Genomic DNA, 23215 nt, shown 5'->3' on the forward strand with positions numbered 1-23215 from the left:
TCTCTGCGTGAATTAGGAGTTACCGATGAGTCTGTTGCTGTCCATGGCGGCCTTTGCGCTGGCCTCTTCCATCTCGCCCGGCCCGGTCAATATCGTCGCCCTCAGTGCCGGTGCGCAGTTCGGTCTGCGTCAGGCCATGCGCCACGTCAGTGGCGCGACCATCGGCTTCACCCTATTGCTGCTGTTGATCGGCCTCGGGCTGAGCGAACTGCTGTTGCGCTGGCCCTGGTTGACCCAGTCGATCCGGCTGGCCGGCGTCGCGTTTCTGTTGTACATGGCGTTTCGGCTGGCTACCGACGATGGGAGTCTGAACGCTGACAAACCGGCCGTGCGCCCCAGCATGCTTTATGGCGCAGCGATGCAATGGCTCAACCCCAAGGCCTGGTTGGCCTCGGTGGCTGGAATGGGTTTATTCGCGGCGGCCGGCGATGCGCCCTCGGTGTGGCGCTTTGCGGCGATCTATTTCGTGATCTGTTACGCCTCGCTGGCCTGCTGGGCCTATGCCGGGACCTTTTTGCAGCACTACCTGAACAACGCCGCGCGGGTGCGATTGTTCAACCGCATCATGGCCGCGCTACTGGCGGGCTGCGCAGCTTATCTGCTGTTGTTTTGATCGCTACCGAGCGCGACGCAGACAGCGATAGTGCCCGGGAGTGGCCGCCAGCAACTGTTTGAAAGCACGCTGCAGATGTGCCTGATCGGCAAAACCCGCCGCCAGCGCCGCCTCGGCGATCGGTATGCCACGTCGCAGTTCGGCACGGGCGAACTGCACGCGGCGATTGGTCAGATACGCATGCGGAGTCATCCCGAAGTGTTTCTTGAATGAGCGGATCAGGCTCGACGGAGACACCCCGGCCGCATGGCTGATCTCGTCAAGCTTGAGCGGGCGTTGATAATTGTCAGCGATTAGCTCAGCAGCTCGCCGCAACTTCGAGTCGCTCACCGGCGCGGCCCCGTCCAGCCGCAGCCGCTCATGCAGCGTGCTGAAGAACTCCACCGCGGCGCGGTGCTTGTGTGAAAGTTCGGCAAGCTCATCGGTCAAGACACCATGTAAATGGCGAAACCCCGTCTGGAGCAGCGGATCGCGCGTCAGGATGGGTGAGAAGCGGCGAAAGCCGGTGCCGCCCATGCCCAGGTCGTCCTGCAGACCAGCCAACCAACCGGCATCGACGTACAGCATGCGATACGCCCAGGGCTGGTTCTCGATCGGATTGCAGGCATGAACATCGCCCGGGTTCATCAATACCAGCGTTCCTGCATCGAGACGGCACTGGTGATGGCGGTTGATATAGGTGCTACTGCCGCTATCGATCAAACCGATGGAAAAGGTTTCGTGGCTGTGTCGGGCGTAGCAGACGCGGCGTCCGTCAGCTACGGTGCGTGCTTCGATAAACGGCAGCGCCGCGTCCCGCCAGAACTGGGAAGCGGGTGCTATGGACGTTCGGTTCGGCAGGCTCATGATCAGGTCTGTTGCAGCTGGTTCGGGAAGCATCAGCGTAGCCGGAGTTCAGAGAATTTCTAACCCTTCGCATTTGTAATCACCGATGAATATGTCGTCCTGCAAGACTTCACCGTCGAGGTTGAAGCAGAACAGGTAGCTTTCGGTGCGGTCGCCGATCTCTACGCTTTTGAGTCCGATGCATTCGTCGGGATGCCCCGGCAGGATCTTGAACGAAGAAATACCGCGTTCGGGATTGCAGTCGCCTACCTGCACGGTACGAATTTCGCTGAAGTCTTCGTTGGCAATAATCAGGGTATTGGCGCCGCATTCGCATTCGTCGATCGCCTGATCGAACGGCGAGGTGGAAATCTTGCGAGGGAAGAACAGCCATTCGCGGCGATAAGGATGCCATTCGACCGCCTCGTGAATGACGTAGCCCTCCGGCCCTACTCCGAGCGCATCGCGGATGCGCTGGTAGCGCTCAGCCCAGTCGACGCTGCGCACGCCATAGTTGCGGTCGAGCATTTTCACCCACTCTTCAGTCGGCCGTTTACCATGGCTGCCGACGACGAGTCGATCATTCCAAAGCGTCGCCCATTCACTCTTGAAACCTTTGAATGCCTCATCACCGCTGCCAGTCATCAGAATCTGCCGCGGCACCAGCTGGCGTTGATCACGGATCTCGCAGACAAGGCCAGTACGATCATCGAAGGTCACAAGGCGTTTGCCGAACATCACGAGCTCGGAAAACTCGGCGCCCCGCCCGCCTTCGGCGATCTGGCTGATCAGCCGATACTGACCGCCCTGATCCTCTGGTATGTCCTCGAAGCGATAACGAGGCCGGCCGGTATGAGGATCTACCTCGCGGTAGATTCGATCGTGACGCAGCGTGGACTGCCAGCCGGTTCCACCGTCGTCCAGTTCCACAAGAGAGGCATGGTCCTCATCGGTGATGATCGCCAGCAGGTACTCGCAGGTATCGCTGCCGTAGCGCTCAAGCCGCCGAGTATCGAAGTTCTTTTCGCTCATGAATACGCTCTATTGGCACGGGTGCGGGCACGGCGTGCGGACGGATCTGTCAGGTTGGGACAACGCGCACAGGGCAAGTTCCGGCAGAAACCTGACTGAAATCAGAGCCAGCATGCCTAGCGGGCCGCACCGCCGGGTTCAGGATAACCTCAGCGGCTGGTAGGAAACTTCCTTTGCGGCGCAGCTTTGTCAGCAGCTTCGTCTGTTTTATTGTCCAAGCCCCACAGCACGAGACAAACGGAACGGCATGGCTTTCCACCTTCTTATTCACCGGCAGGCTTCAGCTGGCATCGAACCCCTAACCGCACTTGTGCGGCGGGTCGATACCGCAGCCTTGCATAGGGCGCTCGCCGTTATTGGCAGCGTCGTACTGTTGAGCCTGGCCGGCTGCGGCAGCCAGCAGCCGGAAACACCTACCCAGCGTCCCGAGGCGATACGGGCGAAGATCGTTCGGTTGATGCCCGGCGACATTCCGGATCGCCAAGGCTGGGCCACCGACATCTACGCCGCATTCGATGCGCTGGAGATTCCGCCGAGCGATGAAAATCTCTGTGCAGTGCTCGCCGTCACCGTGCAGGAGTCCACTTTTCAGGCCACGCCTCCGGTGCCCGGTCTGGCCAAGATTTCGCGGGAAGAAATTTATCGCCGGGCCGCCCGCCTGCATGTTCCGCGCTTCGTAGTGAATGCTGCGCTGGATGTACGCTCGCCCAACGGAAAGACCTACAACGAGCGCCTGGATGCAGTGCGCACGGAAGAACAGCTGAGTGCGATATTCGATGATTTCATCGGAATTGTGCCGCTTGGCAAAGAATTGTTCGGCACACTCAACCCGGTCAAGACCGGCGGGCCGATGCAGGTCAGCATCGCCTTCGCCGAAGCGCGCCGCAGGGAATATCCCTACGAGCGCAAGGGCTCGATCCGCGACGAAGTGTTCACGCGGCGTGGCGGCATGTACTTCGGGATCGCGCACCTGCTGGACTATCCCACCAGCTACACGCAGCCGCTCTATCGCTTCGCCGACTTCAATGCCGGCTGGTACGCCAGCCGCAACGCCGCGTTCCAGAATGCGGTGGCGCGGGCCAGCGGCATCAAGCTGGCCCTCGACGGTGACCTCATCATTCACGGCTCTAGCAAGGTTGGACAGACCGAGACGGCGGTGCGCTCACTGGCGGGCAAACTCGACATGAGCGAAACCGCGATACGCAACGCGCTGGAACGTGGCGATACCCACGGCTTCGAAAAAACTCGGCTCTACGAACGCGTGTTCGAGCTAGCGGAGAAGCGCGCAGGCAAACCGCTGCCACGAGCGGTGCTTCCGGGCATCCGTCTCGAGAGTCCGAAAATCACCCGCAACCTGACCACCGCCTGGTTTGCCAACCGGGTCAACGACCGGCACCTGGCCTGTATGAGGCGCGCGCGTAATTGAGGCATGCGAGCGCGGCACATCGGATTGTCGTGGCCATGCTCAGCCCAGCAGCCCCATGCCGACCAGTACGAACGCGCCGACTGTGACGATCAGTCCCAGGATCACCAGTAATCCATCCCGCGTGGTGATACCGAGGCCGAACAGCGCGATCGCCGCGAATGGCGCCGTGCTGGCAAACGGCATCAACTCCAGCGGCGGAACCGAAGTAGCGAGCAACACGCAAAGCACCGCGATCAGGCGCAGAAACCCCTTGCGGACGGCCCAACCGAGGCGTGCGCGGCTGATCTTGTCCAGCCATCGCACGACCCGGCGCACCTTGTTCAGGCCCTTGTCGAGCTTCGCGCCGCTAACCGTGCGCTTGGCGAGGAAAGCCGGCATCCAGAAATGGTCGCGCCCCATCAGCATCTGAATCGAGAACAGCGCAACGATCAGAGCCAGCACCGTCGGCAGGCCGGGTATCCCGCCGACCGGGCTGATTTCGATGATTGCCGGAACGAACAGAAAGGGTCCGAAGCTACGGCGTCCGAGGCTGTCCTGAATCTCGCTGATGGCGACGTTGTCCTGCTTCTTGCCAAGCTCGATGATCCCGTCGATCACCTGCTCCAGACCCGCCTGCCCGTTCTGCTTGGCCTCAGTCATAGAAGGTTCTCTGCGTTACGTAGATGTCACCGTAAGGTTTCATAAACCCTGCCGTTTTCAAAAGGCATTGGCTGTCAGGATATTTCCGCTCGTTGCCTTAGCGCTGAATTGTCCAGCGTAGCGGACGGTGTCTGGAAATCCGGACGGACCATGAAATGGCCTGACGGGCTCTAGATCGGCCATCCGCGCATGGGGCGGCTCCCATCGATGTCCAGATTGCTGGAACATGCTCGCCGCGCTCGTGATGCGGGCATAGCAACACCTTGTTTTTCCAAAGATTTCTGTTCATGGCACAACATGCGCATGGCCCGCTTCGCTGCGGGATGTTCCGTCCGCGCGATTCCTTACAAAAACAAGATGGAAGGAAAAGCTATGAAGATCCGAGGTTTGCTTGCGATCACCGCAGCGATCGCCCTGAATACCGCCGTAACGCCCGCACAGGCGGGCACCGTCACCTCCGCTTCGCTACCGGCCGGCAGTCACCCCGGTTCGCGGGAGCGCCAGTATCAGGTATATGTCCCTAGCGGGCTCTCAACACCAGCACCCATGGTGATGGCGCTCCACGGTTGCCGCCAGACCCAGGCCAATGCACTCGACGAGTGGGGTTTGAAGGCGGCGGCGGACCAGTATGGCTTCATTCTGGTGACGCCATTCATCACCAGCTACGACGGCCTGCGCAACCAGAACTGCTGGGGCTTCTGGTTCGACCAGCACCAGCATGAAGGTGCAGGCGAGCCGCAGGATCTGGTGAGAATCGCCCAGGCGGTCGAGGCGCAGCACAGCATCGACACCAACCGGCGATTCATCACCGGCCTGTCGTCTGGCGGCGCGATGGCGGTCGTGGCGGCGACGACGCATAACGAGTACTGGGCCGCCGCGGCGAGCGCCGCCGGTCTGCCGTACGGTGAAGATGCCGCATCGGTTTCGTTGTCCGGTCAGTGCCCCGGCTATGCGACGTTTCACAACGTCGACCAGGTCGCCAACGACATGCGGGCGGAGCTTAACGACACCTACGCGATCCCGCTGATGGTGCTGCAGAGCAACAATGACTGCACCGTCATCCAGCCAGCCGGCCGCAACCTTCGCGACGCCCATCTGAAAGTATTCGGCGGCACCAGTCACGACACACCAGCCAAGGCCCAGCAGAGCCAGGCCGCCTGCAACCCCTACCATCAGAACAACTTCAACTGCCAGCACACCCGCTACGGGTCCGGCACCGGGCGCTCCATCGTCGAGACGGTGTTCTTCAACGGCCCGCAGAACACGGCCAACACCACCGATACCAACCACGGACATTACTGGGTCGGCGGAGCCAACGGCAGCGAAGGCCCTTGGGCGGTCCGCGCCGGCCCGAGCTATCCGGACATCATCTGGGACTTCTTCAGTCGCCACGCCCGTGATGGCGGCGGCGAGAACGGTACGCCGACGATCAACGTGCTGGGTGACAACCCGCTGAAAGTCGCACTGGGCCAGTCCTTCATCGATCCGGGCGCTACGGCCTCCGACCGCGAAGATGGCGACCTCACGGTTACGGCCGACTGCTCCAGCGTAGATACCAACACCGTTGGCGACTACAGCTGCACCTATGAAGTGACCGATACGGATAGCAATACCGTCACCCGGACCCGCACTGTTTCGGTGTTCGACCCCAATGCGCCGACCGCGACCTGCGAGGTTGCCAGCGCGTCGCCCAACGCTCATATCAGCGCCGGCCGTGCCGTCGCCGGAGGTATTTCCAGCCTGCGTGCGCTGTCGCTGACCGACCGGCAGGACATCGGTGGCTCCTTCGATACCTGGACGTCAGTCAAGCTGTACCAGGGCGAGCCGGGCACGTGGTATGCCGCAGAACCGGAAGCCTGTCGTGCTGGCGAAGGCGGGAACGACGGACACACTTGCCAAGACTGGTACAGCACCAATCTTCAGCATTTGTCAGCCGGCCGGGCCTACTACCAAATGGGGTATTACACCCACGGTGGTGACGACGCGCTGGGTCAGATATCGGGCAGTAATGCCTGGGTTCGCGAATCCAGCCCAGGTCTATACGAAGCGGGCCAATGCCCGTAACAAACCTCGCTGAAACTGGCTGGCCGCGATGCCATGGACGGTACGTGGCCAGCCATCCGCAACAAGAATAGCTTTTGAACTTTAACGTACAGGCCAAATCCTGCATCACAAATTAACGAATTAAATAAAGCGACATAAGCATATTCTGCCAATACATAACGCGATCTGTGCCAGTTAGTTTGAATTGAATTTTGGTTCTATAATTCTCGCCAGCCTTTTTAGACACGCAAAAAAAGCGGAGCTCGCTTAACGAGCTCCGCTTTACCGACTATTAGCTGATACTAATAATCAGGAGTTACGGCCACCGCCGTGGCTGTTTTGGCCGCCCTTCTTGCCTGCTTCGGAGGCTTTCTCGCGATCGTTCGCAAAATTACCGCCGCTATTCTGGCCACCTTTCTGGCCAGCCTCGGACGCCTTCTCGCGGTCGTTTGCGAAATTACCGCCGCTGTTCTGGCCGCCTTTCTGACCAGCTTCGGAAGCGCGCTGCGGGTCGTTGGCGAAATTGCCGCCGCTGTTATGACCGCCTTTTTGTCCGGCTTCGGAAGCCTTCTCGCGATCGTTTGCAAAGTTACCCGGATTTCCGCTCTTATCATTCGACATGAGATCTATCTCCAGTGTGAATAAATGCTAAATAAACTGACGCCTGCAGTGCAGTCGCCTCCCTATCTCCGAGGGCGTCACACGCTTAAGAGTTCGAAAACAATCACGACAAACGATGAACGGTTTAAATAAGCCAAACGAAACCAACCGGCGAGATAAACCTATGCAAGTCACTTTGTTAGTTGCATTTCAATAGCAACGAAGCGGCAATACCAGAACTGATCAGCCTTTGCGTGTATGCCCCTCTCCTTTCCCCGCGTGGCATAGGCGTTTTTCCGTACGACCGTACGACCGTTCGTCCGTCGGCCAAGAGGTCGATGACGCTGTCAACAAGCTGTAACCCGCCGCAAGCATTCTCAGCATCAATGGAAAGCCGCGACGGCTGGCGCAAGGACGCGACTTTTTTAAGGACCACCAACCACTCGGATTGAGCTATTGGAGGCCGCATGAACAGCAAGACCCTGGAAAATCTGGTGAAGCAGTCTGACCTGAGCGTCAATCAGCCGCTTGAGCTCTGGAAGCAACTGCAACGAGGCAAGAGCAGTTGTCGCCCGAGCGCCGCAGCGCTGGCCAGACGCGCCTCTCTGGATCTCGGCATGTGCGCGACGGGAAGATAGCCCTGCCGCATCCGCTGCCTTGCAGTTGCTCGGGCAGCGGGTGGCGCCGATTCAGCGGTGAGCCCACCGAGGTTCTCGCTTCTGCGTGAACGCTTGCATCCCTTCTTTCTGGTCCGCCGTGGCGAAGCTTGCGTGCAGCAGCCGGCGCTCGAATTTCACGCCTTGGTTCAAGGTAGTTTCAAAGGCCTGGTTGACGGCTTCCTTGTTCAATTTCACCGCTACTTCCGAGTAGCCGGCAATCAGTGTCGCAACCTGCATGGCCTCTTCCAGCAGGGCGGCTGCCGGCACCACACGGCTGATTAGCCCACAGCGCTCGGCTTCTTCGGCATCCATGGTGCGGCCCGTCAGGCACAGGTCCATCGCCTTGGCCTTCCCTACCGCACGGGTCAGTCGCTGGGTCCCGCCGGCTCCTGGCAAAGTGCCCAGCTTGATTTCGGGCTGGCCGAAGCGCGCCGTTTCCGCCGCAATGATCAGGTCGCACATCATGGCCAACTCGCAGCCGCCTCCGAGCGCCAGGCCGGCGACCGCTGCGATGACCGGCTTGCGGCAGCGCGTGACTTCCTCCCAGTTGGCTGTGACGAAATCTTCCAGGTAAGCCTCGGCGAACGTCTTGTGCTGCAGCTCGCTGATGTCTGCACCTGCGGCAAAGGCCTTTTCGTTACCTGTGATGACCATTGCTCGGATCTCGCTATTGCTTTCAAACCCGCGCAGCGCGGTACCCAGTTCGGTCATCAGCCGATCGTTCAATGCGTTGTGTACCCGCGGGCGATTCAATCGAATGAGCCCAACGGCACCGTGCCGTTCGGTCAGGATGTTGTTGTATTCCATGAGTATCTCCCGTTGTCCCGCTTTGCACGGGCGTGGCTGAGCGGTTGCAACGAGTTTAGCCACGCCCAAGATAAAGACAACATGTTGACATAGTTATCTATGCGATCTTATCTTCCACCTCAGCGATCAGTAGTTCCCTTCGCCCACGACAAGAACAACGCTACCCAAAACAAGAGGTGGTTTATCCATGAATATCACCGCAACGGTGTCAGCCGAACGCCGCGCATCGATGCTCGGATTGGGCGCCTGGAATGACATGATCATTACGGATTATCTCGACCAAGCCGTAGCCAGCGCAGCCGACTCCCCCGCCATCATCGCCTATCGCGTGAATCAAAAGGAACGCCGCGCGCTCAGCTATGCGGAACTGAATCAAATCGTTAATCGCATGGCTGCCGGCCTGGCTTCGCTTGGCGTGAACAAGGGAGAAGTGGTGTCCTGCCAGCTTCCGAACTGGTGGCAGATGACCGCGCTGCACCTCGCCTGCGTGCGCATCGGCGCTGTACTCAATCCGCTGATGCCGATCTTTCGCGAACGAGAGCTGCGCTTCATGCTCAGCTACGCCCAGAGCCGCGTGCTGGTAATCCCTCAATCGTTTCGCAGTTTCGACTACGCGGCGATGGTGGATAGTCTGCGCGGCGAGCTGCCAGCGCTCGAGCATGTGCTGGTAATCGACAGTCAGGACGAAAATCGCTGTTTTCAACGGGTTTTGCTGGATCGCGCCTGGGAAGAAGAACTCGATACCCAGGCGCTGTTCGCCGAGCGACGTCCGCACGGCGACGATGTCGTGCAGCTGCTCTACACCTCTGGCACCACGGGCGAGCCGAAGGGCGTCCTGCATAGCAGCAATACGCTATGGAGCAACATCCGCCCCTATGCCGATCGCCTGCATCTGAGCAACGCGGACATCGTCTTCATGGCCTCACCGATGGCTCATCAGACCGGCTTTCTCTACGGCCTGATGATGCCCATCTACCTGAACGGCGCATGCGTGCTGCAGGACGTATGGGATTCGGCTTATGCCGTCCAGGTCGCCAAGGCAGAGCGGCCGACCTTCACCATGGCCTCCACGCCTTTTCTGGCCGATCTTATCGAGGTCGCACCTCAGCACCAGGAAGAATTGGCTTCACTACGCATCTTCGTCTCCGCCGGTGCGCCGATACCGAGCGCACTGGTCGAGCGAGCCGGTGCCGCCATCAATGCCCGGATCGTCTCCGCGTGGGGGATGACCGAGAACGGCGCGGTGACCATGACGCACCCGGAAGACGAGCCGGAACGGGCTATCGGCACCGATGGCGTGGCCCTGCCTTACATGGAGGTGCGTGTCGTCGACGAGCACGGCGAACCGGTGCCGCACGGCACGGAAGGCAATCTCCTGGTGCGGGGCGCCAGCCTGTTCATCGGTTATCTGAAACGCCCGGACCTCTACAACGTGGACGAGCACGGTTGGTTTCCCACCGGCGACCTGGCGCGCATGGACGCGCAGGGCTACATCCGCATCACCGGCCGAACCAAGGACGTGGTGATCCGAGGCGGCGAAAACGTGCCAGTGGTAGAGATCGAAAACCTGCTCTACAAGCACCCGGCCATCTCCGCCGTGGCGCTGGTCGGTTGCCCCGATGCCCGTCTGGGCGAACGCCTTTGCGCCTACGTCACGCTGCATGAAGGCCATCAATCGTTGAGCCTGCAGGACGTGGTCAGTTTTCTCCTCGAGCAAAAACTCACCCGCAACTACCTGCCCGAATACCTCGAAGTGCTCCCGGCATTGCCGCGCACGCCTTCGGGAAAAATCCAGAAATTCAAACTGCGCGAACAGGCTAAGGACATCTGCCTTCCCAGCGGCAAAACCTGCCTGACCTGACACGCATTCAACTGGAGTACGCACATGAAAGGCCTACGTGAAAAAACCGTGATCATCACCGGCGGCGGCGGCGGAATTGGCCGTGCCCTGTGCCTGCGTTTCGCCGCTGAGGGCAGCCGTGTCGCGGTGCTCGACCGCGACGCAGCGGCCGCTCAAACGACCGCCGAACTGATTGTCGAAGCGGCTGGCCAGGCCAAGGCCTACGCCGCCGACATCACCGACTACGCCGCGATCGTCGAGACGGTGAACCGTGTGGAAAGCGAACTGGGCGTGCCGACCATATTGGTCAACAACGCCGGTTTCGATCGTTTCATGCCCTTCCTCAAGACCGAACCCAGCTCATGGCAGCAACTGATCGACATCAACCTGACCGGCGCGCTCAACATGCACCACGTGGTGCTGCCGAAGATGCTCGAAGCCGGCGGCGGCAAGGTCATCAACATCGCCTCCGATGCCGCACGTGTCGGCTCGTCCGGCGAGGCGGTCTATGCCGCCTGCAAGGCTGGATTGATCGGACTTTCGAAAACCCTCGCCCGTGAGCTGGCGAGCAAGAATATCAATTTCAACGTGGTCTGCCCCGGCCCCACCGACACGGCGCTGCTGAAAAGCGTGGCGGCGACTTCGAACAATCCGGAAAAACTGCTCGAAGCCTTCAAGAACGCCGTACCCAAGCGTCGCCTCGGCCAGCCGGAAGACTATCCAGGCATCGTCTGCCTGCTCGCCAGCGACGACGCCGATTTCATCACCGGACAGGTCATCAGCGTGTCCGGCGGCCTGACCATGGCCGGCTAAACAGGAGACTCATCATGAATTACGAAGACATTCTCTACACCGAAAACGACGGCGTCGCGACCATCACCATCAATCGCCCAGACCGCTACAACGCCTTTCGCGGCCAGACCTGCATGGAGTTGATCGACGCCTTCAACCGCGCGGGTTGGAACAAGTCCGTTGGCGTCATCATCTTCACGGGCGCTGGCGACAAGGCGTTCTGCACCGGTGGCGACCAGAGTGCTCATGCGGGCCAATACGACGGCCGCGGGCTGATCGGCCTGCCGGTCGAGGAATTACAGCGGCTGATTCGTGAAGTGCCCAAGCCGGTCATCGCTCGCGTCAACGGCTTCGCCATCGGTGGTGGGCATGTATTGCACGTGGTCTGCGATCTCAGCATCGCCTCGGATCAGGCCGTCTTCGGCCAGGTCGGGCCCAAGGTCGGCTCGGTCGATCCCGGTTACGGTACCGCCTACCTGGCGCGCGTCATCGGTGAAAAGCGCGCCCGGGAAATCTGGTATCTGTGCCGCAAATACAGCGCTCAGCAGGCGCTGGAATGGGGGCTGGTGAATGCCGTGGTGCCGCACGAAGAGCTTGATGCCGAAGTGCAGAAATGGTGCGACGAGATCCTCGAGAAGAGTCCCACTGCGCTATCCATCGCCAAGCGCTCGTTCAATGCCGACAGCGAAAACATCGCCGGTATCGGCGGGCTCGGCATGCAGGCGCTGAGTCTGTATTACGACACCGACGAGGCAAAGGAAGGCACCGCCGCGTTCAAGGAAAAGCGCAAGCCGGACTTCCGCAAGTTCTACAAATAACGCCGTGTATTCGGCCTCGCGGATGCTCCGGGAACCGGGGCGCCCGGTCGAATCGATCGAACAGCGGCGCAGCAGTGCTGGAGAACCTTATGAATTTCGCCTTCAACGAACAACAGAACGCCATCCGCGATAGCGTCGCTCGCTTCAGTGCCGAAGTGCTCGCCCCCGGCTATCGCAAACGCGACCAGACGGGCGTCATCGAGCGTGAAGTCATCCAGCAAATGGGTGACATGGGCCTGCTCGGCGGCGAGCTGCCGGAGCAGTATGGCGGCAGCGGGCTGGATTGCGTGACCGCCGGAATCATCATCGAAGAAATTTCCCGTGGCGACTTTAATGTCGGCTACATCCCGTTGCTAGCCTCGCTCAACGGCCAGATCATCAGCCAGCACGCCAGCCCGGAACTGGCCGGCGAATGGCTGAACGAGATCACTGCCGGGCGTCGGGTCGTCTGCATTGCACTGACCGAGCCCAGCGGCGGCTCCGACGCGGCAAGTTTGCGCATGAAAGCCGAAAACAGGGGCGACACCTACATTCTGAACGGTGAAAAAACCTCCATTTCCATGGCCGACCAGGCGGACGTCGCGGTGGTATTCGCCCGCACCGGCAGCCAGGAATCGCGTGCCAACGGCATCAGCGCCTTTCTCGTCCCCATGAACCTGCCCGGTATCAGCACCACCCGTTTCGAAGATGCCGGCCAGCGCGCCATCGGACGGGGCTCGATCTTCTTCGACAACGTCGAGGTGCCCGCCAGTCATCGTCTGGGTGATGAGGGCAAGGGTTTCAAGCAAGTCATGCAGGGCTTCGACTACAGCCGCGCACTGATTGGCCTGCAATGCCTCGCAGTGGCTCAGCAATCGCTGGACGAAACCTGGCAGTGGCTTACCGAGAGACAGGCGTTCGGCCAGCAATTGGCGGCGTTCCAGGGCTTGACTCACCCGCTCGCCGAGTACCAGACCTACGTGCAGGCGGCTCGTCTGCAATGCTTCTATGCGCTGTGGTTGAAAGATTCCGGTCAGCGGCACAATGCCGAAGCCGCGATGAACAAATGGTGGGCACCGAAACTGGCGTTCGACGCGGTCAAACAGTGCATGCTCGCCCACGGCCACACCGGATGGGGCGAGGATCTGCCCTTCGCTCAGCGCATGCGTGACGTGCTGGGGCTACAGATTGGTGACGGCACGGCGCAGATCATGAAAAATATCATCGCCCGTGAATACCTGCCCCGATAACCCCGCCCTTCATGCCGGCTGCGCGTCGCCGCGCGCCGTTATGGGTCGCAAGGAAACGAAATGACCGCGATTGAAACCAAGAGCATTCCCAACCGGCTTTTCTTCCGGTTGTTTCAAACCGGCAACGTGTTGCAGCGACAGGTGCAGAAAGAGATGGGCATCAGCACCGTGCAATGGGCCGTGCTTGGAGCTTTATCGCGGCCAGGCTACGAGGATGGCATTTCGTTCAATCAGCTCACCGAGTATCTGGTGGTCAGCCGTCAGAGCCTGGATGGAGTGCTCAAGCGCATGGAGCGCGATCACCATGTGCAGCGCGTGCCGCATCCGGACGATGGACGCGCACGGCTGGTCAGGTTGACCGCTCAAGGCCGAGCCTATTGGGACACACTGCAGGTACGCATCCAGGAGTTCTATGAGCAAGGGCTGAAGGGCTTCAGCTTCGATGACAGCGTCAACTTTCTGCACTACCTGAGTAAGCTGCAAGCCGATCTCGGAGCCATCGCCCTGGGGCAGCTTGAACACGACGATGTATCGACGGCATCCGCCAGCGAGCCGTGAGAAGCCGGCACTAGTTGACCTCTGCCCTGCGCTCCTGCTTCAGCAATAGCCATACGATCCCCAGGCTGGCGACTGCCATGGCAGCTGCACCGAGAAAGATGCTCTGCATACCGATGTAAACGGCCAACGCCCCCATGATCGCGCCGGACAACCCTAGTGCCAGATCGAAGAACATGGCGAACACGCTGAGTCCCGAACTGCGGTTAGCGACCCCAACACGCGACACCACCCCTACGCCCAACGCCGGATAGAGCAAGGACAGGCCACACCCGGTCAGCGCCGACCCGGCCAGTGCAACGCCCGGCGCCTCGGCGAGCCAAAGCATGACCAAGCCAAGAATCTCTACGGCTAAACAGATCACCGCGACGGAGTAGCCGCCCACTCGGTTGATCAGATTGGGAAATAGCAGCCGTGTCCCGATGAAGGCGAAGGCGAAGGCCGTCAGGCACCAAGCGGCCCCATCCCAACCTCGCGCGTTGTAATACAGCGCAATGAAAGCCGTTAACGTCCCGTAACCGATGGTGGCCAACGCCAGACTGATGCCAGGCGGCGCGACCTTCCACAGCACCTTGCCAAACGGTAGCCGCTCCCCCGGATTGAGCGGCGCATCCTCCCGTCGCCAGGCCAGCGCCAAGCCGAGCGCAGCCAACAGCATGGTCACCGCCCCCAGACTCCACAGCCCCAGCGATTGAGCAAGAAACACACCCAGCGGCGCGCCGATACCGACGCCGCCATAAGCCGCGATACCGTTCCAGGAAATCATACGTGCCGTGCTTTGCGGTCCGAGACGGGTGATGCCCCAGCTGATCGCGGAAATACCGATCAAGCTTTGCGTGAAGCCCAGCACCAGCCGGCTCATGACCATCACGCCGATACCCACCATCGGCCAGGATTCGAGCAACGCTGAAATCAGTAGCAACACACCGCTGACAAGCCCGGACGCCATGCCGATCAGCACGGTTTTCTTCGCGCCCCGCTCATCCGCAAGGCGCCCAGCCAAGGGGCGGCAGAGCAAGGTAGTGAGGTACTGCGCACCAATGACGATGCCCGCGACGGCAGTGCTGAAACCCAGGTTTTCATGGATATAGGCCGGTAGCGATGCGAGTGGGATACCGATGGAAATGAAGGAAATGAAGTTGAAGACAACTAGCGACAGGATGAAAAACGTGTCGTTGGCGGGAGATTTCGCAGTGGGCATCGATTCGCCTGTCGAGGTGATGAAACGCGAATTAGGTAACAAGGCCGGACGAGTGCTATCCAGACAGTGGCACGGAAGGCTCAATCACAGAAAAGCGAACTCATCATACAACCGTTGCGCGCTGGTGACACCAGCGCGTCAGGCAGACTTCGCGCTAGCCGCAACCCTCGGTCGGCGCCATTGCGGTAATCCAATCAGCACGACGGCGCTTACGATGACCGTCATCGCCAACCACTCCTCTGCACCGATCCGCTCGCCGGCAAAAGTGATGCCTAGCAGTACCGCAACCACCGGATTGACATAGGCGTAGCTGGTAGCTGCGGCGGGTCGTACATGTTTGAGTAGGTAGAGATAAGCGCTGAACGCGACGATGGAGCCAAACAGCGTCAGATAGGCAAGCGCAAGCCAGCCGGCGAAATCAGGTGCCTGCTGCATGCGCTCACCGCTCGCGACGCTGCCGAGAAGCAATACCACTCCGCCGACAAGCATCTGCGCAGCGCTCGCCATCGCGCCGCCCGGCAGGCTGAGATGCCGGCTCCACATCGAGCCGAACGCCCAGCTCGCCGCCGCGATCAGCACCAGCATTGCGCCCAAGGGACTGGCTTGCAGGTTATGACCGAGATTGAGCAGGCCGATTCCGATCAGACCGAGCAGAATGCCGCCCCACTCCAGCCCAGTGGTGCGCTGGCCCCAGATCAGCCCGAACAGCAGCGCGAACAGCGGCACCGTCGCGATCGCAAGCGCAGCCACTGCCGAGGCTACGCCCAGATGCTCGGCAATGGTTACACCACCGTTGCCGCAGCTGAGCAGCAGGAAACCGACGATGGCGCATGACCGCCACTCTTTGCCGGTCGGAACAGGCACACCACGCCACCGCAGCCAGGCAAACATAAGCCCACCAGCAATGACGAAACGCAGCCCGGCGAGAAGCATAGGCGGCCAAGATTGCACACCTATCTTGATCACGAAATAGGTAGAACCCCAAACCAGATAGAGCGCGATGAACGCACCCACGAGCAGCAACGATGAGCGATGCGAAGGCATGAGAAAGACCGTGGTGCGGGCATTTGAGCAGCCATTCTAGATAGCCGCAGCCAGGACAATAAGCACAGTGAGCGTTTTGTTTAGCGGTGCAGTTTCCCGGTCGCGCCTCGGCCATCTGGTCGAGCCGAAGGGATCAACGAACTGTGGCTCGGCTTGGTGAGCGACATGGCTCGGTCCGGCTCATATAAAAATGGTCTTCCAGACGGACACCGAACTCGCAGGCAGACCGGCTCGTTGTTGAAGCGCGTTTGCATGAGCGTCGCCTGGTCGCCGCGTGAAGCTACGGGCTTTTCAACAATATGAAACGGGACTGGAGCAAGACGTGGCGCACGTCGTTGTGGTGTGGCGTTGGAAGCAAACGTGCCGCTCATTGCAGGAGCGCAAAAAGGCCTGGGCGAGCAGTTGGGGGACGAAAACGGTTACGGCAATGCCCGCAGGATCTGCGGTTTTGCTATGAGCGAGCACCGTAGTGATCGTGATGGTTGCCCGAACTGGGCAGCGCAGGAGGGAGGAATCAGAGTGCTGTTTGGTCACCGTCCAAGGCCTCAAGACCAAGGACGGTCAAGTGCCGAATACCCACTTGATGAACCATAAGGCCGTTCTACCTGAGGAACAGCCTTATGGCACTGGGCTTCGTGAAGTCAGATACGAATCAACGAACCTGTGCTTCGACTTCGGCCTCTACACGGCGGTTGATCTGACGACCTTCGTCGGTGCTGTTATCGGCAACCGGACGAGCTTCACCATAACCAACCGAGTCAACACGCTGGCTTTCGACACCGTATTGGTTGACCAGGACCTCGCGAACAGCCTGAGCACGACGCTCGGACAGGCGCTGGTTGTACTGATCGGTACCGACGGAGTCAGTGTGACCTTCAACGGTAGTGCTGGTCTGCGGGTACTGTTGCATGAAGTCAGCCAGATTCTTGATGTCGCTGTAGCTTTCTTCGCGTACGCGGGCCCTGTCAAAGTCGAACTTGACGTCGAGCTCAACGCGAACCAGCTCTGGTTCCGGCTCTGGCTCGTTGTCGACGATCGGAGCCGGTGCAGGCTCAGGAGTAGGCTCGACTTGGGCAACCTGCTGCTGCGCGCCGCCACCAAAGTTCAGACCAACGCCTACGCCAGCCATCCACTCGCTGTCACCAGCATCGATGTTGTGCATGCCGTCAACGCTGGCTTTGGCGAAGAAGTTCTCGGTGAAGTAATACTTCAGACCGGCACCAATGTTCGCAAAGGTGCTGTGGTTACGACCGCTACGATCAGCCTGGCCGATGCTCTGGTGAGCCATACCAGCGGATACGTAAGGCCGCAGTCCGACACCCGGCTGACCGAAGTGGTAGGCCGCGTCGAGGGAGGTCAGGCTACCCTTGATGTTCTTGTGGCCGCCGCCGGCGGTTACCGGATCGTCCGAAGTGACGTCGTGATACTCACCATAGGACAGGCCCAGGGAGACGTCGTCGGTGAGAAAATAGCTGACGCCAGCGCCATAAAGCTCGCCTTCGTCTTCGAAGCCACGGGCGCTGTCGGAGAAGTAGTGCTTGCCGAATGCTTCCACCTCTACTGCACCCTGCCCTTGGGCAAGCGCGCTAAGCGAAGTGGCTGCAACCATAGAGCTAATTACAACGCCCAAGGTGTTTTTAAGTTTCATCCGTAAATCCCCATCTGGTGGTGAGTATCAGAACAATCTAAGGAAACCGGCTGTCTGTAGGCCCAAGCTGTTCGCTATCAATAGGACAGCTTGTTGCCGTTAAGTTTCAGTGATTCCCGAAAATTTTTCGCGCAGCTTATCCAGTGCGCGCTTGTATCGCATCTTCGTTGCGCTTAAACCCATGTGCATAATATCGGCAATTTCCTGAAACTCGAGCTCCGCTACGAAACGCAGAACCAGAATCTCCCGATCAATTTGGTTCACATGAACCAGCCACTTGTCTAGCCCCGCCTTTTCCTCGATGTTCGGCGCTTTTTCCTCGGAGGCTTCTTCGACCGGATCGAGACTTAGCGCATCAAGTAAGCGCCGCTTGCGCCGCTCTTTTCGATACTGGGTAATGCACTCATTGTAGGTAATGCTGTACAGCCAGGTCTTGAACTTTGACTTGCCCTCAAAGTTCTTCAAACCGTACAGAACCTTGAGCATTACTTCTTGGCAAACATCATCCGCGTCTCGGTCGTTTCCCAAGTAACGAGCACATACATTGAAAAGAGTACGCTGATACCGTCGCATCAGCTCTTCGTAAGCGCGCGTTATATGGAACAGCTCGGCATGGGCACGCTGCACCAGCTCTTCGTCGGAAAGCTGGCGCGGATCGTAGCTCGTGATGGATGGATGGGTTTTAGTCAAGACGCTTCGAACCGGCAAAAGTCGTGGCCGCCGTTCACGGTAGACATCGAAAAGGGGCGGCGCACTTTAGCAGATTACCGGGCCTAACGGCTGCTCACGCGCTGCTCCAGCAGCACTCTATTTGCGACCGAGACCAGCTCACCTTCATCGGTGAGCAACAAGGTCTTGGCTGTGCCGATCTCTTCTATTTCCCCTTCCAGCTGCGACCCCTCAAGACGTACCCGCTGGCCGACCTCATACAGTTCACGCACATAAATGCCGGCAAGGATCTGACTGACCAGCTCACGACTACCGAGGCCCAGCGCCAGCGCTGCGGCCAGGCCAACGGAGATCAGAGCAATCGCGATCACATAGTTGAGCAGCTCGGTTTTGACCTCGAGCTGACCAATTGCGACCGAAATGATGATGATGATCACCAGTCCCTGAGCGATCCGCGCGAGACCGCTGGCATACTCGAGACCAACACCCTCTGCAGCGCCACGAACCAGGCCATTGACCAACTGGGCCAGTAGCACACCGACAAGGAGGATCACTCCTGCGCCGAAGACCTTCGGGACGTACAGCGCGAGCATATCGAGTGTCGCGGAAACACGAGCGAGGCCCAGAGATTCGGCAGCCGACACCAGGAATATCAACAGCACGAACCAATAAACAATCTTTCCGATCAGGGCCGATATCGGCAGGCGTATCCCGGCACGCCCGAGCAACTTGGTTACTCCGGTGCCAGCAACGAGTCGATCCACACCCACTTTCGCCAGAACCTTGGATAGCAAGGTGTCCAACAACTTGGCAACCACAAAACCGACAGCTACGACCAATAACGCACCAAACAAACGCGGTATGAATGCAGCAATAGGAGCCCAAAGCGCGCTCATCGCACCCAGCAAGCTCTGGCTCCAGGGATCGAGTTCCATGATCAGTCAGCCCTATCGAAAGAAGAATGAGACGAAGAACGGCGACGCGCGACAGTCGAGGCGTGTGGTGCACCGCTGCTGAAAGCAATCAGCACGGCCTGCAGACAATGGCCCATCAGACCGAACAGGTCGCCGGCGCCAACCTGGCGGTTGGCGGTTTTCAACACGCGATCCAGACAAGCGTCGTCATCATGTGCGGTCTGAGCGTTAAGCATGTCACGCAAGGATTCTTCAAAAGGATCGCGCATGGTTACCTCTCTACAGTCCGATCTAGACGGCATATCGCTATGGCGGGTCACATTTGTCGCGCATCCCGCCGCAACCCCATATGGACATTCGGAATTCCTACCGCACCAATGTCAAAAAGCCGGTGAGGACGCATAGCCTGATGCTCTGTCGCGCATGGGAAGAAGATGGAGCACTCACACAGGTGTTTCGTCTTCCCAGAAACGCTGAAGGCCCCAGAAATGGGGCCTTCACGTTAGATATGGCGGAGGAGGGGAGATTCGAACTCACGGAAGAGTTTCCCCTTCGACGGTTTTCAAGACCGTTGCATTCAACCGCTCTGCCACTCCTCCGCAGAGAGCGGGCGCAATAGTACCGAAACGAAACACACTGTCAAACTCTGTTGTTAGGCTGCAACAAAAGCTCTGCTATGATCCGAGTCAATTCGCCTCAGGCTGAAGACATCTACAGGAGTGTCGCAATGCTCAAGCAACAGTACGCATCTACGCACACGCAGGTTGAACAACGGGAAGTCAGCCGCGTCTTGCGCAACACTTATAGCCTTCTGGCTTTGACCCTCGGCTTCAGTAGCCTAGTCGCCTACATGGCCATGCAGGCCAATGCGGCCTACCCGAACATCTTCGTGGTGTTGATCGGCTTCTACGGCCTGTTCTTCCTCACAGCGAAGCTGCGCAATTCAGCCTGGGGTCTGCTTTCAACTTTCGCGCTGACCGGGTTCATGGGTTATACGCTCGGCCCGATTCTCAACATGTATCTGGGTACCGCCAACGGGGGTGAGCTGATCGCCTCGGCGCTATCGATGACGGCGCTGGTGTTCTTCGGTCTGTCCGCCTTCGTGCTGATAACCCGCAAAGACATGAGTTTCCTCAGCGGTTTCATCACCGCCGGCTTCTTCGTCCTGCTGGGCGCAATGGTCGCAAGCTTCTTCTTCCAGATCAGCGGCTTGCAACTGGCGATCAGCGCCGGCTTCGTATTGTTCTCCTCGGTCTGCATCCTCTACCAGACCAGCGCCATCATCCATGGCGGCGAGCGCAACTACATCATGGCCACCATCGGTCTGTACGTTTCGCTGTACAACCTGTTCATCAGCCTGCTGCAGCTGATGGGTATCATGGGCGGCGACGACTGATCGCTAGTCAGTGAACGAGCCCGCTTCGGCGGGCTTTTTCGTTTCTGCAGCTGGCGTATCATGTCGCTCAGCTAGCAAGGTGCGCCATGAAATTCGTAATCGCTCTGTTTTCACCAGCTCACTCCCCCGCTTCGCGGCGCGCATTGCGCTTCGCCGAGGCCGTGCTTGCCGGTGGGCACGAAATCACCCGGTTGTTTCTCTATCAAGACGGCGTGCACAGTGCGTCGGCCAATATCGTGACCGCACAGGATGAGCTCGACCTGGTCGGTGAATGGGAGTGTTTTGTTCGTAGCCATGCGCTCGACGGCGTCGTCTGCATCGCCGCCGGCCTGCGCCGTGGCGTGCTTGACGCACAGGAAGCCAAACGCCATATGCGGCCCGCTGCCAATCTCTCACCCGCTTGGGAGCTTTCCGGCCTGGGCCAGCTGCACGAAGCGGCGCAACAAGCCGACCGCCTCGTCTGCTTCGGAGGCCACTGATGGCGCGCTCCATGCTGATCATTACTCGACAATCGCCCTGGTCCGGCCCATCGGCGCGCGAAGCGCTGGATATCGCGCTGGCCGGAGGCGCCTTCGAGCTACCCCTGGGCATGCTGTTTCTCGATGATGGCGTGTTCCAGCTGGTGCAGGCGCAGCAATCAGCGCAACTGCAGCAGAAAGATCTCACTGCCAACCTGCAGGCATTGCCCATGTTTGGCGTCGACTCGCTGTACGCAGCCCAGCGCAGCCTCCAGGAACGCGGCCTGGACCAGAACGCGTTGTCGCTACCGGTAGAAGTCCTGGACGACGCCGCCCTGCGCGCCCTCATCAACCGCTACGACCAGGTGATAACGCTCTAATGGCCACCTTGCACCTGCTTTCGCACTCCCCTTTCGCCGACAACCGCCTGGCCAGCTGCCTACAACTGCTGGCCGCGGAGGATGCCTTGCTGCTCAGTGGCGATGCCGTTTATGCGCTGCAGGCCGGCGCGGCCCAGCGACAAGCCCTGGACTCGATGCCTGGCAGCATCGCGCTGTTCGCCCTGGAGGAAGATGTCGTCGCGCGCGGCCTGGCGGCGCTACCCGAACGATTGCAAGCGATCGACTATGCCGGCTTCGTCGAACTCTGCTGTCGCTATGACCGGACCAATGCCTGGCTATGAACACCTTGATCGTCGACGGCCGGCCCATCGAAGTCGACCAGGAAGGCTATCTGGCTGACCTGAACGACTGGAGCGAGCCGGTAGCCGAGGCCCTAGCCCGGCAGGAAGATCTGACGCTGGGAGACGAGCACTGGGAAATCCTGCGTCTGCTGCGTGCTTTTCATGATGAGTTCCAGCTGTCGCCCGCAACGCGTCCGCTGATCAAATACACCGCCTTGAAACTCGGCGCCGACAAGGGCAACAGCATGCACCTCAACCGTCTATTCAAGGGCACGCCAGCAAAGCTCGCTGCCAAGCTCGCAGGCCTGCCGAAACCGAGCAACTGCATATGAGCACCGTCACGCCAGCAGAACATCCCTTCGCCGTTTTCGTTCGGATTCTCGGCAAGGGCAAGCGCGGTGCACGCGACCTGACCCGCGAGGAAGCGCGTGAAGCCATGGGCATGCTGCTCGACGGCAAGGTCGAGGACACCCAGCTCGGTGCCTTCCTGATGTTGCTGCGCCACAAGGAGGAAAGCGCCGAAGAACTTGCCGGCTTCACCGAAGCCGTTCGTGAGCGCATCCAGGCGCCCGCCATTGCCGTGGACATCGACTGGCCGACCTATGCCGGCAAGAAACGCCACCTGCCCTGGTACCTGCTTGCCGCGAAATGCCTGGCGCGCAACGGCGTGCGTATCCTGATGCATGGCGGCGGCGCCCACACTGCGGGGCGCATGTATACCGAGCAATTGCTCGACCTGCTCGGTATCACCCGCTGCGAAGACTGGGAAACGGTCGCCGCCACGCTGGATCGTGGCGAGGTGGCCTTCATGCCGTTGGGCGCCTGGATGCCCGTGCTGCAGCGAATGATCGATCAGCGCAACGTGCTCGGACTGCGCTCGCCAATTCACTCGCTGGCGCGCATTCTCAATCCACTGGGTGCCCGTTGCGGCCTGCAGAGCATCTTCCATCCCGACTACCAGGCCAATCACCGCGAAGCCAGCCGCCTGCTGGGCGACACCGCGATCGTCATCAAAGGCGAAGGCGGTGAAATCGAAGTCAACCCGGACGGCATTGCCCACCTGTACGGCACCGAAACCGGCGACAGCTGGGATGAGGACTGGCCTGCCCTATCGCCGCAGCGTCACGTAAAGCCCGCGCACCTGGACCCGCAGCATCTGCTGGCCGTGTGGAACGGCGCCGAGGACGCCTATGGCGAACTGGCCGTCGTGGCGACCATGGCGCTGGCCCTGCGCGGCCTGGGCCAACCACGGGAACAGGCATTCGCGATGGCAAGGCAGTATTGGCAGCACAGGAATTCATCGAACTGAACGATGGATTTGTCCC

26 protein-coding genes and 1 tRNA gene are annotated in these 23215 nt (G+C 59.9%); 15 read left to right on the forward strand and 12 right to left on the reverse strand.

Features of this window, described 5'->3' with window-relative positions; all coding sequences use genetic code 11:
• Positions 1–25 precede the first annotated feature (25 nt).
• Positions 26–613, forward strand: a complete 588-nt coding sequence (locus tag NA645_RS14045; protein WP_131651650.1) for a LysE family translocator — start codon at positions 26–28, stop codon at positions 611–613.
• A gap of 3 nt (positions 614–616) precedes the next feature.
• On the opposite strand, the gene NA645_RS14050 is transcribed toward NA645_RS14045, so the two are convergent.
• Both NA645_RS14050 and NA645_RS14055 read right to left on the reverse strand, forming a co-directional pair.
• Positions 617–1459, reverse strand: a complete 843-nt coding sequence (locus NA645_RS14050; RefSeq protein ID WP_256049390.1) for an AraC family transcriptional regulator — start codon at positions 1457–1459, stop codon at positions 617–619.
• 48 nt (positions 1460–1507) lie between these two features.
• Positions 1508–2470 carry a hypothetical protein gene (locus tag NA645_RS14055; protein WP_256049391.1) on the reverse strand — a complete coding sequence of 321 codons (963 nt, stop codon included), beginning with the start codon at positions 2468–2470 and terminating at the stop codon, positions 1508–1510.
• 247 nt (positions 2471–2717) lie between these two features.
• Here NA645_RS14055 and NA645_RS14060 point away from each other — a divergent pair, with 247 nt between their 5' ends.
• On the forward strand, positions 2718–3896 hold the full coding sequence (locus tag NA645_RS14060) for a DUF1615 domain-containing protein (protein ID WP_256049392.1): 1179 nt from the start codon (positions 2718–2720) through the stop codon (positions 3894–3896).
• 39 nt (positions 3897–3935) lie between these two features.
• Here NA645_RS14060 and NA645_RS14065 read toward each other — a convergent pair whose 3' ends face one another.
• Complete coding sequence (locus NA645_RS14065; protein ID WP_256049393.1) at positions 3936–4535, reverse strand: exopolysaccharide biosynthesis protein; 600 nt, start codon at positions 4533–4535, stop codon at positions 3936–3938.
• A 372-nt stretch (positions 4536–4907) separates the two neighbouring features.
• Here NA645_RS14065 and NA645_RS14070 point away from each other — a divergent pair, with 372 nt between their 5' ends.
• Complete coding sequence (locus NA645_RS14070; protein ID WP_256049394.1) at positions 4908–6599, forward strand: extracellular catalytic domain type 1 short-chain-length polyhydroxyalkanoate depolymerase; 1692 nt, start codon at positions 4908–4910, stop codon at positions 6597–6599.
• Between the two features lie 288 nt (positions 6600–6887).
• Here the strand turns inward: NA645_RS14070 and NA645_RS14075 are convergent, their stop codons facing one another.
• Complete coding sequence (locus tag NA645_RS14075) at positions 6888–7199, reverse strand: general stress protein (protein ID WP_019339525.1); 312 nt, start codon at positions 7197–7199, stop codon at positions 6888–6890.
• A 446-nt stretch (positions 7200–7645) separates the two neighbouring features.
• On the opposite strand from NA645_RS14075, the gene NA645_RS14080 reads away from it, so the two are divergent.
• Entirely contained in the window at positions 7646–7816 is a 171-nt protein-coding gene (locus tag NA645_RS14080) for a hypothetical protein (RefSeq protein WP_256049395.1), read from the forward strand.
• A gap of 51 nt (positions 7817–7867) precedes the next feature.
• Here the strand turns inward: NA645_RS14080 and NA645_RS14085 are convergent, their stop codons facing one another.
• Positions 7868–8644, reverse strand: a complete 777-nt coding sequence (locus NA645_RS14085; protein ID WP_256049396.1) for an enoyl-CoA hydratase — start codon at positions 8642–8644, stop codon at positions 7868–7870.
• Between the two features lie 187 nt (positions 8645–8831).
• Here NA645_RS14085 and NA645_RS14090 point away from each other — a divergent pair, with 187 nt between their 5' ends.
• From NA645_RS14090 to NA645_RS14110, 5 genes are all read left to right on the forward strand, one after another.
• Complete coding sequence (locus NA645_RS14090; RefSeq protein ID WP_256049397.1) at positions 8832–10505, forward strand: AMP-binding protein; 1674 nt, start codon at positions 8832–8834, stop codon at positions 10503–10505.
• A 24-nt stretch (positions 10506–10529) separates the two neighbouring features.
• Positions 10530–11297 (forward strand): SDR family NAD(P)-dependent oxidoreductase, encoded by a 768-nt coding sequence (locus NA645_RS14095; protein ID WP_256049398.1) that lies wholly within the window; start codon positions 10530–10532, stop codon positions 11295–11297.
• 14 nt (positions 11298–11311) lie between these two features.
• The gene (locus NA645_RS14100) at positions 11312–12094 is read left to right on the forward strand and encodes an enoyl-CoA hydratase-related protein (protein WP_256049399.1); all 783 of its coding nucleotides are present in this window, start codon (positions 11312–11314) and stop codon (positions 12092–12094) included.
• A gap of 89 nt (positions 12095–12183) precedes the next feature.
• On the forward strand, positions 12184–13323 hold the full coding sequence (gene aliB, locus NA645_RS14105) for a cyclohexanecarboxyl-CoA dehydrogenase (protein ID WP_256049400.1): 1140 nt from the start codon (positions 12184–12186) through the stop codon (positions 13321–13323).
• 60 nt (positions 13324–13383) lie between these two features.
• A complete protein-coding gene (locus tag NA645_RS14110) occupies positions 13384–13881 on the forward strand; it encodes a MarR family winged helix-turn-helix transcriptional regulator (protein ID WP_256049401.1) in 498 nt (165 codons plus the stop codon).
• Positions 13882–13891: 10 nt separating this feature from the next.
• Here NA645_RS14110 and NA645_RS14115 read toward each other — a convergent pair whose 3' ends face one another.
• The 7 genes from NA645_RS14115 to NA645_RS14145 all read right to left on the reverse strand — a co-directional run bounded on the left by NA645_RS14115 (position 13892) and on the right by NA645_RS14145 (position 19953).
• On the reverse strand, positions 13892–15079 hold the full coding sequence (locus NA645_RS14115; RefSeq protein ID WP_256049402.1) for an MFS transporter: 1188 nt from the start codon (positions 15077–15079) through the stop codon (positions 13892–13894).
• Between the two features lie 138 nt (positions 15080–15217).
• On the reverse strand, positions 15218–16123 hold the full coding sequence (gene yedA / locus NA645_RS14120) for a drug/metabolite exporter YedA (RefSeq protein WP_256049403.1): 906 nt from the start codon (positions 16121–16123) through the stop codon (positions 15218–15220).
• Between the two features lie 652 nt (positions 16124–16775).
• Entirely contained in the window at positions 16776–17771 is a 996-nt protein-coding gene (locus NA645_RS14125; RefSeq protein ID WP_256049404.1) for an OmpA family protein, read from the reverse strand.
• Between the two features lie 99 nt (positions 17772–17870).
• On the reverse strand, positions 17871–18461 hold the full coding sequence (sigX, locus tag NA645_RS14130; protein ID WP_256049405.1) for an RNA polymerase sigma factor SigX: 591 nt from the start codon (positions 18459–18461) through the stop codon (positions 17871–17873).
• A gap of 83 nt (positions 18462–18544) precedes the next feature.
• Complete coding sequence (locus NA645_RS14135) at positions 18545–19375, reverse strand: mechanosensitive ion channel family protein (protein ID WP_256049406.1); 831 nt, start codon at positions 19373–19375, stop codon at positions 18545–18547.
• Positions 19376–19377: 2 nt separating this feature from the next.
• Positions 19378–19623: a CrfX protein gene (locus NA645_RS14140; RefSeq protein WP_256049407.1), complete on the reverse strand. Its 246-nt coding sequence runs from the start codon at positions 19621–19623 to the stop codon at positions 19378–19380.
• A gap of 240 nt (positions 19624–19863) precedes the next feature.
• Positions 19864–19953 (reverse strand) — tRNA-Ser (locus NA645_RS14145).
• A gap of 128 nt (positions 19954–20081) precedes the next feature.
• Between NA645_RS14145 and NA645_RS14150 the strand changes: the two genes are divergently transcribed.
• The 6 genes from NA645_RS14150 (at position 20082) to NA645_RS14175 (ending at position 23199) form a co-directional block, all read left to right on the forward strand.
• Positions 20082–20750 (forward strand): Bax inhibitor-1/YccA family protein, encoded by a 669-nt coding sequence (locus tag NA645_RS14150; RefSeq protein ID WP_256049408.1) that lies wholly within the window; start codon positions 20082–20084, stop codon positions 20748–20750.
• Positions 20751–20836: 86 nt separating this feature from the next.
• A complete protein-coding gene (gene tusD / locus NA645_RS14155) occupies positions 20837–21229 on the forward strand; it encodes a sulfurtransferase complex subunit TusD (protein WP_256049409.1) in 393 nt (130 codons plus the stop codon).
• Positions 21229–21588, forward strand: a complete 360-nt coding sequence (tusC, locus tag NA645_RS14160) for a sulfurtransferase complex subunit TusC (RefSeq protein ID WP_256049410.1) — start codon at positions 21229–21231, stop codon at positions 21586–21588. Before tusD ends, tusC begins: the two co-directional genes overlap by 1 nt.
• Positions 21588–21890: a sulfurtransferase complex subunit TusB gene (tusB, locus tag NA645_RS14165; RefSeq protein ID WP_256049411.1), complete on the forward strand. Its 303-nt coding sequence runs from the start codon at positions 21588–21590 to the stop codon at positions 21888–21890. The genes tusC and tusB overlap by 1 nt, the downstream gene beginning before the upstream one ends.
• Positions 21887–22222, forward strand: coding sequence for a TusE/DsrC/DsvC family sulfur relay protein (locus tag NA645_RS14170; RefSeq protein ID WP_256049412.1), 336 nt, complete (start codon positions 21887–21889; stop codon positions 22220–22222). The genes tusB and NA645_RS14170 overlap by 4 nt, the downstream gene beginning before the upstream one ends.
• Positions 22219–23199 (forward strand): glycosyl transferase family protein, encoded by a 981-nt coding sequence (locus tag NA645_RS14175; protein WP_256049413.1) that lies wholly within the window; start codon positions 22219–22221, stop codon positions 23197–23199. The genes NA645_RS14170 and NA645_RS14175 overlap by 4 nt, the downstream gene beginning before the upstream one ends.
• Positions 23200–23215: the final 16 nt, after the last annotated feature.

The organism is Stutzerimonas stutzeri, from assembly GCF_024448955.1.
Classification (GTDB): Bacteria; Pseudomonadota; Gammaproteobacteria; order Pseudomonadales; family Pseudomonadaceae; genus Stutzerimonas; species Stutzerimonas stutzeri_AQ.

What these genes read in the sequence shown, in the direction of transcription:
- NA645_RS14060 (WP_256049392.1), top strand. Translation starts at nt 2,718, where the DNA reads ATGGCTTTCCACCTTCTTATTCACCGGCAGGCTTCAGCTGGCATCGAA.
- NA645_RS14075 (WP_019339525.1), bottom strand. Translation starts at nt 7,199, where the DNA reads ATGTCGAATGATAAGAGCGGAAATCCGGGTAACTTTGCAAACGATCGC.
- NA645_RS14150 (WP_256049408.1), top strand. Translation starts at nt 20,082, where the DNA reads ATGCTCAAGCAACAGTACGCATCTACGCACACGCAGGTTGAACAACGG.
- NA645_RS14055 (WP_256049391.1), bottom strand. Translation starts at nt 2,470, where the DNA reads ATGAGCGAAAAGAACTTCGATACTCGGCGGCTTGAGCGCTACGGCAGC.
- aliB (WP_256049400.1), top strand. Translation starts at nt 12,184, where the DNA reads ATGAATTTCGCCTTCAACGAACAACAGAACGCCATCCGCGATAGCGTC.
- NA645_RS14175 (WP_256049413.1), top strand. Translation starts at nt 22,219, where the DNA reads ATGAGCACCGTCACGCCAGCAGAACATCCCTTCGCCGTTTTCGTTCGG.
- NA645_RS14170 (WP_256049412.1), top strand. Translation starts at nt 21,887, where the DNA reads ATGAACACCTTGATCGTCGACGGCCGGCCCATCGAAGTCGACCAGGAA.
- NA645_RS14115 (WP_256049402.1), bottom strand. Translation starts at nt 15,079, where the DNA reads ATGCCCACTGCGAAATCTCCCGCCAACGACACGTTTTTCATCCTGTCG.
- yedA (WP_256049403.1), bottom strand. Translation starts at nt 16,123, where the DNA reads ATGCCTTCGCATCGCTCATCGTTGCTGCTCGTGGGTGCGTTCATCGCG.
- NA645_RS14080 (WP_256049395.1), top strand. Translation starts at nt 7,646, where the DNA reads ATGAACAGCAAGACCCTGGAAAATCTGGTGAAGCAGTCTGACCTGAGC.
- tusC (WP_256049410.1), top strand. Translation starts at nt 21,229, where the DNA reads ATGGCGCGCTCCATGCTGATCATTACTCGACAATCGCCCTGGTCCGGC.
- NA645_RS14050 (WP_256049390.1), bottom strand. Translation starts at nt 1,459, where the DNA reads ATGAGCCTGCCGAACCGAACGTCCATAGCACCCGCTTCCCAGTTCTGG.
- NA645_RS14125 (WP_256049404.1), bottom strand. Translation starts at nt 17,771, where the DNA reads ATGAAACTTAAAAACACCTTGGGCGTTGTAATTAGCTCTATGGTTGCA.
- NA645_RS14095 (WP_256049398.1), top strand. Translation starts at nt 10,530, where the DNA reads ATGAAAGGCCTACGTGAAAAAACCGTGATCATCACCGGCGGCGGCGGC.
- NA645_RS14070 (WP_256049394.1), top strand. Translation starts at nt 4,908, where the DNA reads ATGAAGATCCGAGGTTTGCTTGCGATCACCGCAGCGATCGCCCTGAAT.
- NA645_RS14110 (WP_256049401.1), top strand. Translation starts at nt 13,384, where the DNA reads ATGACCGCGATTGAAACCAAGAGCATTCCCAACCGGCTTTTCTTCCGG.
- NA645_RS14100 (WP_256049399.1), top strand. Translation starts at nt 11,312, where the DNA reads ATGAATTACGAAGACATTCTCTACACCGAAAACGACGGCGTCGCGACC.
- NA645_RS14090 (WP_256049397.1), top strand. Translation starts at nt 8,832, where the DNA reads ATGAATATCACCGCAACGGTGTCAGCCGAACGCCGCGCATCGATGCTC.
- NA645_RS14065 (WP_256049393.1), bottom strand. Translation starts at nt 4,535, where the DNA reads ATGACTGAGGCCAAGCAGAACGGGCAGGCGGGTCTGGAGCAGGTGATC.
- tusB (WP_256049411.1), top strand. Translation starts at nt 21,588, where the DNA reads ATGGCCACCTTGCACCTGCTTTCGCACTCCCCTTTCGCCGACAACCGC.
- NA645_RS14135 (WP_256049406.1), bottom strand. Translation starts at nt 19,375, where the DNA reads ATGGAACTCGATCCCTGGAGCCAGAGCTTGCTGGGTGCGATGAGCGCG.
- tusD (WP_256049409.1), top strand. Translation starts at nt 20,837, where the DNA reads ATGAAATTCGTAATCGCTCTGTTTTCACCAGCTCACTCCCCCGCTTCG.
- NA645_RS14085 (WP_256049396.1), bottom strand. Translation starts at nt 8,644, where the DNA reads ATGGAATACAACAACATCCTGACCGAACGGCACGGTGCCGTTGGGCTC.
- NA645_RS14045 (WP_131651650.1), top strand. Translation starts at nt 26, where the DNA reads ATGAGTCTGTTGCTGTCCATGGCGGCCTTTGCGCTGGCCTCTTCCATC.
- NA645_RS14140 (WP_256049407.1), bottom strand. Translation starts at nt 19,623, where the DNA reads ATGCGCGATCCTTTTGAAGAATCCTTGCGTGACATGCTTAACGCTCAG.